Origin of the sequence: Pseudoduganella sp. R-31, assembly GCF_049913235.1 — a bacterium.
GTDB lineage: Bacteria > Pseudomonadota > Gammaproteobacteria > Burkholderiales > Burkholderiaceae_D > Rugamonas.
This window is the reverse complement of sequence record NZ_CP183986.1, coordinates 1,217,045-1,230,799: the sequence shown is the minus strand read 5'-3', so window position 1 is coordinate 1,230,799 and position 13,755 is coordinate 1,217,045. Positions and strand designations below refer to the sequence as shown.

General features: G+C 55.6%; 12 protein-coding genes. 1 reads left to right on the top strand and 11 read right to left on the bottom strand.

The features are described from left to right. The 9 genes from ACN9MY_RS05660 to ACN9MY_RS05620 form a co-directional block, all read right to left on the bottom strand. The gene (locus ACN9MY_RS05660) at positions 1 to 561 is read right to left on the bottom strand and encodes a DUF805 domain-containing protein (protein ID WP_426336954.1); all 561 of its coding nucleotides are present in this window, start codon (positions 559 to 561) and stop codon (positions 1 to 3) included. A gap of 304 nt (positions 562 to 865) precedes the next feature. Continuing rightward, positions 866 to 1,267, bottom strand: coding sequence for a hypothetical protein (locus ACN9MY_RS05655; protein WP_426168323.1), 402 nt, complete (start codon positions 1,265 to 1,267; stop codon positions 866 to 868). Positions 1,268 to 1,932: 665 nt separating this feature from the next. After that, positions 1,933 to 2,232 carry a hypothetical protein gene (locus ACN9MY_RS05650; RefSeq protein ID WP_426168320.1) on the bottom strand — a complete coding sequence of 100 codons (300 nt, stop codon included), beginning with the start codon at positions 2,230 to 2,232 and terminating at the stop codon, positions 1,933 to 1,935. Between the two features lie 14 nt (positions 2,233 to 2,246). Next, on the bottom strand, positions 2,247 to 2,426 hold the full coding sequence (locus tag ACN9MY_RS05645; protein WP_426336953.1) for a hypothetical protein: 180 nt from the start codon (positions 2,424 to 2,426) through the stop codon (positions 2,247 to 2,249). Between the two features lie 100 nt (positions 2,427 to 2,526). Then, positions 2,527 to 2,844 (bottom strand): hypothetical protein, encoded by a 318-nt coding sequence (locus ACN9MY_RS05640; RefSeq protein ID WP_426336952.1) that lies wholly within the window; start codon positions 2,842 to 2,844, stop codon positions 2,527 to 2,529. A 58-nt stretch (positions 2,845 to 2,902) separates the two neighbouring features. Next, complete coding sequence (locus ACN9MY_RS05635) at positions 2,903 to 3,238, bottom strand: hypothetical protein (RefSeq protein ID WP_426336951.1); 336 nt, start codon at positions 3,236 to 3,238, stop codon at positions 2,903 to 2,905. A gap of 619 nt (positions 3,239 to 3,857) precedes the next feature. Beyond that, positions 3,858 to 4,169 carry a hypothetical protein gene (locus ACN9MY_RS05630; protein ID WP_426336950.1) on the bottom strand — a complete coding sequence of 104 codons (312 nt, stop codon included), beginning with the start codon at positions 4,167 to 4,169 and terminating at the stop codon, positions 3,858 to 3,860. 382 nt (positions 4,170 to 4,551) lie between these two features. Beyond that, positions 4,552 to 9,645: an RHS repeat-associated core domain-containing protein gene (locus tag ACN9MY_RS05625; protein ID WP_426336949.1), complete on the bottom strand. Its 5,094-nt coding sequence runs from the start codon at positions 9,643 to 9,645 to the stop codon at positions 4,552 to 4,554. Positions 9,646 to 9,675: 30 nt separating this feature from the next. Beyond that, positions 9,676 to 11,109: a DUF2169 family type VI secretion system accessory protein gene (locus tag ACN9MY_RS05620; RefSeq protein WP_426336948.1), complete on the bottom strand. Its 1,434-nt coding sequence runs from the start codon at positions 11,107 to 11,109 to the stop codon at positions 9,676 to 9,678. Between the two features lie 198 nt (positions 11,110 to 11,307). On the opposite strand from ACN9MY_RS05620, the gene ACN9MY_RS05615 reads away from it, so the two are divergent. Then, entirely contained in the window at positions 11,308 to 12,462 is a 1,155-nt protein-coding gene (locus ACN9MY_RS05615; protein ID WP_426336947.1) for a TIGR04552 family protein, read from the top strand. Here the strand turns inward: ACN9MY_RS05615 and ACN9MY_RS05610 are convergent. Then, positions 12,459 to 12,707: a DUF1059 domain-containing protein gene (locus ACN9MY_RS05610; RefSeq protein WP_426168303.1), complete on the bottom strand. Its 249-nt coding sequence runs from the start codon at positions 12,705 to 12,707 to the stop codon at positions 12,459 to 12,461. The two genes, ACN9MY_RS05615 and ACN9MY_RS05610, sit on opposite strands and share 4 nt — an antisense overlap. Before the next feature lie 58 nt (positions 12,708 to 12,765). Then, on the bottom strand, positions 12,766 to 13,632 hold the full coding sequence (locus ACN9MY_RS05605; protein WP_426168301.1) for a CsgG/HfaB family protein: 867 nt from the start codon (positions 13,630 to 13,632) through the stop codon (positions 12,766 to 12,768). Between the last annotated feature and the right edge of the window lie 123 nt (positions 13,633 to 13,755).

The window sequence follows — 13,755 nt, the reverse complement described above, 5'->3', positions numbered from 1 at the left end:
TTACTGGCTGTCTTGCATCTGCGCGGCGCGCGCCTTGGCGGAGTAATCGCTGTAAGCAGGAATCGCAATCGCAGCCATCATACCGACGATCATGATGATCGGCAGAATCCACGCCAGGATGATCACGCCAGTTGTGTTCGGTGCTGGCGCCGGGCCGTATTCGTTTGCGCCCTCATCGCCCGAGCCGAACAACAGCCACAGGCCAAAGATGATATTGACCAGCGGGACAATCATCAGCAGGCCCATCCAGCCGGACTTGCCCAGGTCATGCAGGCGGCGGCGCACCTGGCTCAGGATGGCGACCAGATACAGGGCGTAGCCCAGCAGGCCGCCAATTGCGCCCGCCGCGCCGGCACCATTGGCGCTGGAACCAGTCAGTGCTCCCAGCCCCGCCAACAGGAACACAATCGGCATCATCAACAGGCCGGCACCGAAACCGTATGCAAGGTAACGCACACGGCCAATGCGGCCACTGAGGGAAAAGAACTTCGGCATGTAGGTCTCGTCGCTGTTGAGGCGTTCGACCAGCGGCGCTTGCGGCATCGAATATGGATTACTCACGGTTGCTCCTAAAGGGGTATTGAATCGTTATTAGAGTTACTACCGAGAAAATTTTACATTATTTTTTTACTAATGTGACCTGGAATTTTGGCCGATCTGGGGCGAGGCAGTGATAAACAGCGTCTTCCAACGTGAGCGCGTGGGAGCCGGCGGTCAGACGGGGCGCGGCGGCAGGACGTCGGGAACTTCCCTTCTTTCTGAGAGCAGAGGCGGCACAACTTGCAGGCCGCCGCCTTCAAGTTCAGCTGCAGCATGGCGCGGGCTAAGTATCGGTGTCGTAATAACGGTGGCGATTGCAATACAGTTAAGGTACCTCACGAAGAATATCCTCAGCCTTCGGGTTGAATCCTTTCTGTCCTTTAAACGTTGAAAGACTGGTTATCGCGAATGGGCTGGGGCTATGCATTTGAAGATAGTCAATAGCCTTTTCAAGAGTTGGAAAGGCCCATGTTTCGTACAGTTCGAATTTCTCGCGGTCCATGTTCTTTTCTTTGATTAGCGCAATGTGAGCAAAATATTCAGCTCCGACTTTTTGGACAGCAAGCGTTATCCAAAACGTTTCACCTCCGCGAGGAAAGCTAAATGAGCTTCCTACTTGTTTCCCGCGCTCGATAAGCGCATTGAATTTTTCATCAATCATCTCTTCGCCGGTAATATTGATAAGCACTTTTTCCCGTCCCTGCGCTCGATATTGATGTGTTGGCATGCGCGCGGCTATGCCTGTGTCGGTCGATAAATCGGCGCCGCGAACTGTCCGCGAACGCGGTGGATGGCCGCCATTCCCTACTTAGGTAATAGTGCGGATTCTGCTGATCCAGCAACTGTTCAATAAATTGCCGGACGAACGAACAGATGGAGTTCCAACTGCTCAATTGCTTCAGCTTCCACCGCTTCGCCGGACTGCGCGACTCGAGTCAGATTCGAGGCCGCACAACGATTTGGACTTTCAAGAGCGAGCCGACCAACACCAGCCGGGGTATCTATGGCTATGTGAATCACAAAGCGCCAAGATCGACTGCCCAATGAAGCCTACCGCATGCACATTTAGCTTAGCGCAAAGGCATCAAAGATAAGCCGCTGTCCGAAGTGCAACTGGGCGGCAAAATGCTGCGCTCGACCGGCATGGCCCGCACCACACTCCATCTGAACCGGAAGGCTGCCGCTACTACTTGCGGCGCCTATGCTACTTAGAGGAGACCATGATTTCAGCCTCTGAGGCGCGAAGTCCGTCTGAACCGCCTAATTCAACGGGTTCGGATAATGAAATGGCATGAAAATAGCGTGGATGACGGCGCCGCCGTTTATGCGGCTATTCCTCGACGCCAACGCTCGGATTGTCAGCCATTCGAGGCGCCCGCTAGTCGAATCTCCTTACACTGGAGGACATTCGCTAAGTTTCCTCTGGCAAATCCGATCAAGATCGGTTATTCCAGACTCATCAAAATCCAAATATTGCTCGATCTCCTCACGCAGCGTTTGTTTTATGTCCGCAATTTTGTTTCCAATATCGTTTTTCACAAAAAAATCCAAAAGCAATTCAGCAGATTCCTGCTTCGTCAAATTCATTTCTCCCATGTTCGTTCCGAGCCGAAATAAATTTACATCAATCCAATTCAGGGAAGCGAAAGAGCTGAACAGGGCATCTTTTTTTATTCCTAGCATATCATCCATTTAATCACCATATATCATCGACGGCGGTTATTTTTTCTTGTGAGCGAACGAATGCTCTCGCCTTTCCGCAAAGATTGCCCTATTGAAATAATAAACAAACTCTGGCTCAATGGAAGGAAGTATCTCCCTAAAAGGAAAAAGGCAGCGATCGCATCTTCCAGCACATAAAATTGTTCGGTAGTTGGTGTACTCATTAACTCTCAATTTTATTAAGTCCGCCCTGCGACACTTCAAATAGCCGCATAGAAAGCGGCGGTGCCGTCACGCCCCGTTCCTCTACTACTATGATTATCTCTACCGTACCGTTGCAACATCAACTAATCCACAGTCTTCAAAATTAAAGGTAAAACCAAAAATTTCAATAAGATCAGCCGTTGGATCTATAGGTTCAACTAAATTTCTTAAGGAAAACAAAATTTCAACAGTCTCACCGGATTCGTTTATTTCAACAACAACAACAACATCGTAATACTTCAATGACGCATCGTCCCCTCCGCGCTCCAGATATTTCTCATATGCAAGACTAATAATCTTTAATATCTTGCCTCTATACAGCGCATTACCGGGAAAATTCGATTTTAATTTAGCCCATTCACCATTATTCTCCGTCATAGTTCACCGCTCTAAGTAATTTCATCATTTCTGCACTAAGCATCTCTAGCGGCGATTCTTATCGCATGTAGGTTGTATTAACCAACGAATAGTCCACCAACCGATAGATGTACACCACCCCCATTCCATTTTTGTACATCCCTCTATCCGCCACTTCAAACGGTATTCCATTTACTTCATAAGCTGGGTCTGGCATAAATGCCAAGGAAGTATACCTATTGTCATCCGTAACACTAAAACATATTGAATAACTTTCCAGAGACCATGCGCCCTTTGATAACCGCATAAACTCTGCGTAAGCTAGATTCGCTGCCTTAACGACTTCGCCAGAAAAGATAAAGCTCCGCTGGAAGAGATTATCCAAACCCAGCAACTTATCGTTATAAGAACTCACTTTCAATACCTCCTTGTAGAGCCTCATATTTACCACTTGAGGTACCAAGAAAAATGACCAAGCTTGGCGACGCGCTCCGATGCTTGAGCGACATGTCGATTTCGCGGCTATGCCTGTGTCGGTCGATAAATTGGCGCCGCGAACTGGCCCCGAACACAGTGGACAGCCGCCATTTCCTACTGAGGTAATAGCGGCCCAATTAAGGCTACCGCATGCACATTTAGCGCAAAGGCAGCAAAGTTAAGCCGCTGTCCGAAGCGCTACTGGGCGGCAAAATGCCGCGCTTAAGCTGCTTGGCCCGCGCCACAATCCATCTGAACAGGAAGGCTGCCGCTACGGCTTGCGGAGCCTTTGCTATCTGGCAGAGGCCACAATTTCGGCCTCTGAGGCGCGAAGTCCGTCTGAACCGCCTAAATCAAAGGATTCGGGTAGTGAAATGGCATGAAAACTGCGGGGGTCGACGGCGCCGCCGTTTATGCGGCTATTCTTCGACGCCGACACTCAGATTGTCAGTCATTCGAGGTGCCCGACGGTGAGGCTGTTTGATCACGCGCCATTTCCGGTATAGCATCACCACCAATATCTTCATCCAGTAATATACGACGAGCCAAGTTAAATCTCAATGAATTCGAATTACGTCCACTAATTGCAAATTATTTAGATCATATTCGTATCTTATTATTTCAGCAACACCCTCACCACGACTCCCGGAATTTTCATCCGCGGCGAAATTGAATGTAATATAACAGCGCTGCAAATTGTCTTCGATTTCAATTTGCACATCACAACTATTTAATGACTCATCCGCACTTGGCTTTTTCGAAAGCTCCCTATAAGCAAGGCTCATAATTTTCAAAACTTTACCGCGAAACAAAAAGTCTCCCGGATAATTTGTTGTCAAGTAATCCCACGCCTCACTACCACTCTTCATTATTTCCTCGCAAGAAGACACCAAAGCACTTTGCATCCGCATTTAAGCATGTATTTACGCTTATCTCATAAATGTTCTATTTATCAGTGCGTAATCCTCGATTCGAAAAACGTACACCACGCCTCTACCGTTTTTGTACATGCCATTTGCCGAAATTTCAAAAGGTAAGCCGTTTATTTCGTAAGCAGGGTCCGGCATAAACGAAAATGATAAGAACTGAAGATCTTTAGTGATGCTGAGACAGATCTCATAATTATCAAGTGACCATTCTCCCTTAGAAAAAGACATGAACTCCTCGTACGCAAGACTTGCCGCCCTTATAACTTTCCCAGGGAGATTAAAGTCTTTCGGATAGTGATCTAATTCCCACATCTGTCCTCCATCAAAATTCATGCTCAATCCCTCCCTGTAAGACCTTGTACTTGCCACTTGGGGTACCTAGATATGACTTGTGGCACTTATTTTTTTGCGATGCGAACATGTGTGTCCGCCTATCCGAGTCAGAAAAATTGTCGCTCTTGAAGCTATCCCGCAACGGATCGCTTGTTCGAATTACACTCCCATTCTTGCCTTCGAGAGAATAATCACCATGCGTATGATAGTCTCCAACCACTGTCGCCCCGCTCGGAACTTGCGGTAAAGCAAAAATTGGCTTGAATGTACGACCGGTTCCAGGAACCGGTATTGTCGCGTAATATTTGCCACCCTTTTCATAAATCAAACCTCCATACTCTTTGTTGTTTTTAATTGCTTTGGCATTCGCGGCGTCCAGTGCACTACGGGCCACGTCATCGGCACAATTTCCAACGTGAGGAGTGCGCTTCAACCCGTTAGGATCGGTCCACCTCGTCGGGTTCGGTCCATAAATGTAGGGGTTTTCGCCGCCGCTGAGTCCAATAGGATCCTGCGACAGGAAACGCCCTATACTGGGGTCGTAATAGCGATGCCGGTTGTAATGGAGTCCCGTCTCTTCGTCATAGTACTGTCCCTGAAATCGCAGCGCCTGTACCACATTCGCCACGCCATAGCGCAGGACCCCGCCCCAGGCTCGATAGCGCGCCGACCAAAAAATCTCTCCGTGGCAATCAATCAACTCAAGTGGCGTACCAAGGTGATCGCACCGATAATGAAGCACGTGGTCAGCGCTGGAGTTGCCGTCGGCCTGCTCGAACCGTTGCATCGATTCTGCACGATGGACCTGCGCCTTATTGAATTCCTGCTGCACCTGCCAAATCTCGACATGTGCATCCGGATCATTTTTGACGCCGGGTAGCGCCCATTCCTCTATGCGACATAGATGACTATTGGCCGGCTTATAACAAGCAGCCCCTTCCCCCGAGTCGATTCGGGCGAGGGGCACAAAACTGTTCGGTTCGTAGAGATATGTGATTGTTTTGTCCGGCCACACTTCTTGCAACAAGGTATCGCCATCCCAGACGAAGAGCGTGAGACTGTCCGTATCGGTAACCTCGGCGGACGGCGCGGCATTCGGGGCGTCCCAGCGTTGTGAGGTCAACTGCTTGGCAATGCGCCTTCCAAATGCATCGTAGCTGTAGCGTGCAATTTGCCGAGAATTGGCAAAAGTGCGAGTTGCAGTCGTCAGTCTGTTTTCTGTATCGTAGGAAAATTCAAGGACGCCCTCGTCATTGGCACTTGCTGCCACGCGCAAGCGCTTGCTGATGGTGTTCCCCTGCACATCGTATTCATACACATACCCCATGTATTGTCGCAGCAGGTTATGCGTGACTTTGGCCAGCTTTGGCGGAATGGCCGCTATATTGGTTGGCTGCGCATCCAGTTCACGCAGGACCTTGCGGGTGTCGATTTGAACAGGATTCCCACTCGCATCTGGATCCAGTAAATTGCCGGCAGGATCGAAGGCAAACGTTTCCTTCAAGTCGCGTTGCGTTGCTGAGAGCAGCTGGCCTAGCGGATCATAGGTGTAGCGTGTACTGCCGCTTGAGAGGTCGTCGATTAGCGTCAGATTGCTCGCAGCGTCGTATTCGTAACGTCGCTCATGCAGGCGCTCAGCTCCTTTACTCAACGTGAAGGTGCGCAGGCGCGATTGCGGGTCGTAGCTTCGGCTCTCCGTCAGGCGTTCCCGTTCGCCCCCAAGCTGACGCGCAGTTTCTCGATGCAGCTGGTCGCGCTCCAAATCGACCAGTGATTTACCTTGCCATAACGTGCCATGCCAATGGCCAGAACCGTAGCGCAGCGTGTCGATACGGCGGCCGTTGGGCAGGATAGTCTGAATACGATTGCCCAGCTCATCGTAGGCGTGGGTCATCGTAAAGGCCGCCACATACTCTCTTGGGGTGTCAGGTAGGCGTGGGGCGGCCAACGCATAAGCGACACGTTCATCAACCAATTGGCCTAACGCATCATACTCAAAGCGATTCTCGGCCTGCGGCGACGTCACCGCAATCAAACGGCCGAGCGCATCGTAGGCGTAGCGCACCGCGCCATCGGGGCTGCTTTTCGCCAGCAGTTGGCCCAGCGCGTCGCGGGCAAATTCGGTTTGTACGCCATTGCAGGCAGTCCCAATCAGCTGGCCCGCCTGGTTGTACGTGTAGCTCGTGGTCTTGCCATCGAATCCGGTTTCGCCGACCAGCCGGCTTTCGGCGTCATAAGCAAAGCGATATGACTCGCCATTACCGTTGATCAGTTCGATCAAGCGGAGCGCCTTGTCGTAGACATAGCTTAGTGTCTGACCTTTGGCGTCGATGCGTTCGATTGGCTGGCCATGCCCATTGTAGCGATAGCGCGTGACCTGGCCTTTGCCGTCCGTATAGGCAAGCAGTTGCCCTTCGGCGTCGTATTCAAATTGCTCTGTCGTTTGATCGGGGCGCGTCACGGCTGCGAGCTGGCCATGCGCATTGTAGGCGTAATGGCTGGTATTGCCGGCGGCGTCGATATGCTCGGCCAGGCGGCTATTCCGATCATAGTTGTAGCGCGTGGTAAAGCCGGAACAATCGGTGTACGCAGCCAGCCGACCGCCCTGGTCATATACAAGGCGCTTGGTGCCGCCGCGTGCATCTGTCAGCAGCGACATGCGACCGTGTGCATCGTAGGCATAGCCGGTGCTGTGACCCAATGCATCGATGCGTTCGACGATGCGTCCAGCCTCGTCATAACGGCTACGAGTGGTATGGCCCAGCGCATCGGTGACGGCGATGGGCTGGTTGTGACCATCATATTCGATATGGGTCGTATTGCCTTGGGCATCGGTGATCGACGTCAGGTTGCCAGCAAGGTCGTACTCGTATCGCGTGGCATTGTGTTCGGCATCGATTTCGGCCAGCAGCATGCCGTCACGGTCCCATTCCCGCCGTCCCAGTACGCGTGCATTGCCGTCAGGTCCAATGCGGAGCACGCATGTCGCAAGCCAGTTGGCGTTGAAACTGTATTCCAGTACACCGCCGTCAGCTTCAGTGACGCGGGTAGTGTCGGCATCAACATAGTCTATCTGTACTTCGCCATTTCCGTCGGACGTGTTGGTGCGTATGGCGCGCGCCTGATAGCTGTTGTTGAAGTTGATCGGATGGCGTTCAGCGAGTTGTGGGGCTCCGAGTAGGGAGCCAGCCCAGCGTTCACGCAGAAAGGCCAGGCTGACCCATTCCAGCCCGTGCGCGAACCCTGTGTAAGTGGTGTATAGCCTAAGCAGGTGATGTTGATAACTGTAGGTACGCGATTGGCCGACCAGGTCAGTTTGCTCTACCAGATCACAGCGCAGTGGGAATGTGGTGAGAGGATCGCTGGCGTCAATAAGGCTGGCTTCGTACCTGTAGCGAACGAGGCACTGGCGGCTGCCATCGACATCGACTCGTTCAACGCGGCCAATACGTGGCATTGCTACTGGCGCATCGTCAGCCACCTCTTCTGGCAGATAGCCGTCACGCAGCGCTTCGAGCATCAGTCCGTCGTCAGTGCGAATACGCAGCAGCGCTTCTCCTGGTTTGGCCTCATGGATGCGCTCGATCTGGATGCCGTTCCCATCACGACCAGCGTGCCGGCCCAGATAGTACCGTTGGGCACGCACCGGGGCACGTGGCGCCAGCATTGCGTTGACGCCTTGGTAACCATGCGGCAGCCAGCCATCCGGTCCTGAGAGGTAGGTATCGTTCGCCCCATCGCGCCAAACCAGCGTGATCTGATTTTCGCTGTCGCGGCGCAAGGTAAAACCTTCGGCTCTGCTATCGTGCTCCTGGCCGATGGCGAGCATGGGCAAGCGCAGTGCACGCCCGCTGTCGTCATGATAGACAATGCCTTGGGCGCAAACTGAGATTGAGCTCGTGAAAGGCGTCGCCCAACGCGCGCCCAATACGCCCCAGTCTTCCGTTTCGGAACCGGATCGATACGTCCGGACCCACTCCAGGGGTGTCGGTCCTTCCAATACAAAGTCCGTTTGTTGCAGGATTTCTTCCCCAGTGCCAAAGTGCACAGGGCGTTTGCTTTTCACGGGTTTGCCGCCCGGCGCGCCATTTTTGGGGCAGCAGTCGGACGGTTTGTCCGCTTTTTCTCCCTTGGGCTTCTTGGTCTTCCCACCATCATGCCCTTCCTTGTCGCCTTTGCCACCATCCGCTTTCTTGGGTTCTGGCGGCGCTTTCTTGGGCGGTGTCGGGGTCTTGCCTGGTACGGCATTCTTCTTGGCTGCCAGTTTCTTGATCCAACCGCCGACGAAGGGCAGCTTTTTCAGAGCGAGGTTTTCCGCAGCGTTCCATGCCATATCGCCGGCCATGCCCATCACGTCAGGCGCCTTTCCGGTGAGGACGAAGTTGGCGGCATTATCAAGTGCAGTAGCCGTCGAATCAACGGCAAGCCCCGTAGCAGCCACGCCGCCGCCAACAGTAGCACCGGCTGCAGCGCCAGTCTCCATCACAGCCGCTGCCGGCAAGCCGACGCCGGTGGCGCCGACCGCAAGTCCAGCGCCGCCCAGCGCGGCGCTGCCCATGCCGATCTTGCCGCCGACATCCATTGCCTTGCCGCCGAACTGGTGCATCGGTTCGGAGTACTTATCCTTGTATTCCTGTGCAGCCTCTTTCAACGTCGGCAGTTCGACACCCAGAATTGTCAGCCGCGGACGCGGCGCTTGCACCTGGCGTTCGTGAATACGTCCGATCGTATTCTTGTCGTTCATGTAGATCAGGCGCGATTCCTGTATCGTCTGCGCGCCATTCGATCCCTTGGTCGAACTGAACTCCATTGGCTGCGCGCGCTTGAGGTAGGTCTGGCTCTTGATGCCACCCAAGGTGCCTCGTTCATCACCTGTGATGTTCGGGATGAAGCTCTTGTTGTGCAGCAGGACTGGTTCGCCCTGGGTCTTGACATTTCTTGAGGCGTCGGCCGCGTCCTTGAATTCCCCCTTGATGTTGTAAGGGAGTACGACAACGCTGCTTCCCACTGGCGTCTTGCAGAAGTCCGGACTGAGGCTTACGCAGTAGAAGCGTTTCGATTTGGTGACTGTTTCGTGAGCCATGGCGATTCTTGTTGCGGGTTGTGTGGTGTATCAGGCGGCCAGGGGAGCGGGTCCAGGCTGGGCGGACGGCCATTCGTTCAGGCGTGCCAGCTGCTCGGGTTCGGTAGCGTGCATCAGGCGAACGTCCTCGAATTCTCCGTCGGCGACAATGGCAAGCCGCCACACCAATTCAAGCCGTTCGGCTTCCATATCGATCACGACAGTGTCGATCGCCAGCGGCAGGACCGCAATCCCTCCCGCCTCCGTTGCGCCCATGACAAACAGCGACTGCTGCGGCAAGGCGAAGGCCAGGTGACGGTTGCCCGCTTGGTCAAGCTGCGCCAGGGTCGATGAAGGATGCGACAAGTTGGTCAGCCGGAACTGCTCGCCGCCAACCAGGTGCGGACACTGCTGGTCATCCGGGGCACCATTCCAATAGCGGAAGTCGAAATCCTTGGGCAGAAGCGGTATCTCGTTTTCCTGCCAGTCGGACTTTTCTTCGACCGTACCGACCAGCGTGCGGCGGGGCAGCCACCCACGCCCCACATATCCCATGCCGGCAGTTTCCAGGTCGGTTTGTCCTTGGGCTACCTTCCAGAACAAGTCCGCACTGAACGGCCGCGCCGGATACTCAATGCAGGGCGCTGGCAGTTCGGAAGTCCGGGTCGCGTCCAGGTACCACTTCCTGCTGAAACCACAGCCTGCCGGGTTTTGCTGGCTGCTGTCGTGCGCGTCCGGGGCGCCAGGCGGCGTTGGATAATTGGCGGCCTGCCCATCTTTCAGGCGGTGCTTCTTTGGAATCCGTTTCGTCAGGCCACTGGCGCGCTCCACGCGGCACTCGCCGCCAAAAGCCGACTCGTAGCGCAGCGGGACAGCCGTTGCCGGCTCTGCGGATGTCAGTCGCCACGGCGCGGCACGCAGCAAGCCCCCCAGCCATCGAACAGGCGCGGCACGGCGACGCAGATAGCGCTTCCCCGTCACGTTCAAGGTCTTATCGACCAGGACCTTGCCGGGTAGGCGTGTTCGCTCCGCGATTTCCAACTGCCGCTGCCATTCCTCGAAAACAGCGGGCGACAAAGCCTGCATGGGATTGAGTGGGCGCGGCCGCTCGGGGGTCGGCGCCGGCGCATCAGGATGATTCAGCCGCAGCCCGACATGGAAATGCGGCACCTTAACGTTGGCTGGTGGATGGGCTTCGCCGATAACCACGACATCGCAGAGCGGTTTATACGGCGCCAGGTCGCTTTCTACCCGTACGCTCTTTTCCAGATCGTCATCATAGTGTTGGTCCTTGTCGTACAGCGGCAGCGGCTCATCGGTTGGAATGAGCCTGGCCATGCCAGCGGTTTCACCCGGCGCCATGCGGTATCCTGTCTTGGCGACGATCACGTGAAACGCAACGCCGTTCTGGTCGAGGGTATCGAAGTGCAGCGCGTCGAACTCGGTACGGTTATCAAATCGCAGGCTGGGAATGGATGGAATCACTGTTATTTCAGGAGAATAATTTTCGGCCGACACTATATTATTAAAATAATAACGTCGTTGTAAATGCGATTTTCAATCGTGCGCAGCCCGCCAAGACGCAGGGCCGATCTCGATACAACACCGCGCTTGCGGCTTGCACCGGCGACTGCGATACTTTCTTTAAAGACTGGACGGTTGCACCAATTCACGAACGCCGCCATGCATCCCTCACTCAAGTGCCAGGGCAAGTTTTCCCTGAACTGGACCTACCTGAATGCCATCGCCTCCGGCGTGTCGGCCATCGACCTCGGCGGCCTGGCCCTGCGCAACCAGCATGACGCGCGCCAGTTCGTGCGCGAGTACGGCTTCGACATCGACAACCCGCATGCGCGCGCAGTGATCGCCCGTGCCCACGCTGAAGCGCTGGATTTCATCTGCACCAGCTTCCTTGCCCCAGTGCAGGCCGCCCTGGTCCCGCCTGAAGTGAGGGCGCCGGAAGATCCGCTGGACTTGCTGGTATTCGCTTCCCTGCACGGCAATGAGCAAGTCGAGCTGCGCCGCATGTGGTCTTGCGCCGTGCTGAAGGTCATGCACGGCATTTTCTACATCGATAACAACCTCAAGCTGCGCTACTTCAACACCATTCGCCAGCAAGTGTTTGCTAGCCTGGACGAAGTGATCCGCGAAGAGGACGGCCAGTTCTACCTGAGCGATGGCGAAACCTGCCTGCCCTTGCTGCACTTTGACCGCAAGAACAACAAGAGCCGCGGCAGTATCCTGCTGAAGCTGCTGCAAAAGGCCGCCTACCTGGCTGCCGACATCTTCGACCACCTCGGCGTGCGGCTGGTGTTCAACACGCGCTTCGAATGCCTGCTTGCCTTGCGCACGCTGCAGCGCGCCCACCTGATATCGGTCACCAATGTCGACTCCCAGCGTACCCGCAACACCCTGCTCGACATGGAGGCCGCGAAGGAAGTGTTCAGCCAGTACCGCTGCCTGCTGGAAGCGGCCGACGGCTACCCGGCTGAATTACTGGAAAAGATGGATGCGGAGCTGATGGCCATCTCGTCGCCGCAAACGCGGGCCGACAACCCGCACAGCGGCGCCGGCTTCAACAGCATCCAGGTTACGGTCCGCAAGATGATCCACCTGCCGCCGGACGACCCGGCAAGCGGCGGCCCCGACTACGACATCGGCTTCTTCTTCGAGTACGAGATCCAGTTGATGGACAAGGCCAGCCATGGCCGCACGCTGGAAGGCCCAGCCAGCCATGACGCCTACAAGAAACGCCAGGTCGAGACAGCGCGCCTGCGCGTGCTCGGGCGCGACCTGCTGCGCCACCTGGAAACCCGGCCCTCGGAGCAAGCCGCCTAGTGCGGCCTGACGCCTTCCGGCGCGCCTGTCGTGGCGCCTGGCGGCATCGCATGTTCCGGCGGCATGCCTTCATGGATCATGCCGCGGATGGCGCTGCGCAGTTCAGGACTGTCCGCATGCTTGTGGACCGAGACGGCGTGCTGGACGGCCACTTCCAGCAGCTCGTCTTCGTTGTCTGCCGATATCGCGACGCTGCATTGCGCATCGCTGGGGAATTCGCGGCAGTCGATATATTTGCGGGTCATGGCGGCCTCCCTTCCGAAGAGCTACTTACACTATAGTTCGCCTGGCCCGCAATGGAACTCAGTTTTTCTTCTTGCCGGCCTTCTTCTCGAGCTCTTTGGATGCCGGCGTCGATCCGCCCTGCACACCCAGCGCGCCGCCCGTGCCCATGCCGCCGGCAACCTCCTGCGCCTTATAGTTGCGCACCGCCTTCACCAGCTGGTTGTACGAATCCATGAAGGAGGCGATCAGGATCTTGCCCTCCGGCGTGTTGGAATAGCCACCGGCCGCGCCGAAGCCGCCGCCGCCGAACAGCGCGCCGCCAACGTTGAAGTCATAGTTCTTGGCGCTGCCCTCCGCCGCCGCCAGCTGGATGCCGGAACGGTTGTCCACCATCAGCAAGGTGGTCGAGGCCTCGTTCGCCTTCAGCCCGCCAGCGACAACGCCCGCCACGCTACCCAGCAGTCCCAGGCCGCCCAGCGCGCCGCCGACACCCTGCGTGCCTTTCTGGCTGAAGGTGATGCTCGGGCTCATGGTGTAATCGGCCGCGACCATCTGGCCTTTGCCGTAGTTGCTGCCGGCCCGCATTTCACCGGACGAAGCCAGCGCCCGTTCCTGCATCAGCTTGCCCATTGCCGCACCCCGTTCGACGACGACGAAGCAATTCGATTGCTGGATCATCATGCGCAGCACTGGCACGGTTGAGCCGAGCTTGTATTGCGACAGGTGGTGGTACCACGGCGCAGCCGTATCTTCCACCACGCCGAGCGTACCGAGCGGCTTGTCACATTTTTCCAACTGGGTATTCGCATTCGACGCCGTGGCGCCGCCCGCGGAACCGGTGGCCATGGTTGGCGCCCCGCCCAGTTTTGGATCCGTGCCCGCGCAGGCCGACAGCAACAGCAGCGCCAGGCCGGCATAGCTTGCCCCTTTCAAGTTCTTGTCCATGTTCACTCCCCAGTAGAAACGACCGTTTGAACTCATCGGCGTCCTTTGAGAATAGGTCACATCGACAAAAAATCTATGTATAGTTACTACCGCAAGACCAACTCAACTGTTAGAAGGAACCCC

Excerpts from the sequence above, each read along its gene's own strand:
- ACN9MY_RS05655 (WP_426168323.1), bottom strand. The coding sequence starts at position 1,267 with ATGCCAACACATCAATATCGAGCGCAGGGACGGGAAAAAGTGCTTATC.
- ACN9MY_RS05650 (WP_426168320.1), bottom strand. The coding sequence starts at position 2,232 with ATGGATGATATGCTAGGAATAAAAAAAGATGCCCTGTTCAGCTCTTTC.
- ACN9MY_RS05645 (WP_426336953.1), bottom strand. The coding sequence starts at position 2,426 with ATGAGTACACCAACTACCGAACAATTTTATGTGCTGGAAGATGCGATC.
- ACN9MY_RS05640 (WP_426336952.1), bottom strand. The coding sequence starts at position 2,844 with ATGACGGAGAATAATGGTGAATGGGCTAAATTAAAATCGAATTTTCCC.
- ACN9MY_RS05630 (WP_426336950.1), bottom strand. The coding sequence starts at position 4,169 with ATGAAGAGTGGTAGTGAGGCGTGGGATTACTTGACAACAAATTATCCG.
- ACN9MY_RS05625 (WP_426336949.1), bottom strand. The coding sequence starts at position 9,645 with ATGGCTCACGAAACAGTCACCAAATCGAAACGCTTCTACTGCGTAAGC.
- ACN9MY_RS05615 (WP_426336947.1), top strand. The coding sequence starts at position 11,308 with ATGCATCCCTCACTCAAGTGCCAGGGCAAGTTTTCCCTGAACTGGACC.
- ACN9MY_RS05610 (WP_426168303.1), bottom strand. The coding sequence starts at position 12,707 with ATGACCCGCAAATATATCGACTGCCGCGAATTCCCCAGCGATGCGCAA.
- ACN9MY_RS05605 (WP_426168301.1), bottom strand. The coding sequence starts at position 13,632 with ATGGACAAGAACTTGAAAGGGGCAAGCTATGCCGGCCTGGCGCTGCTG.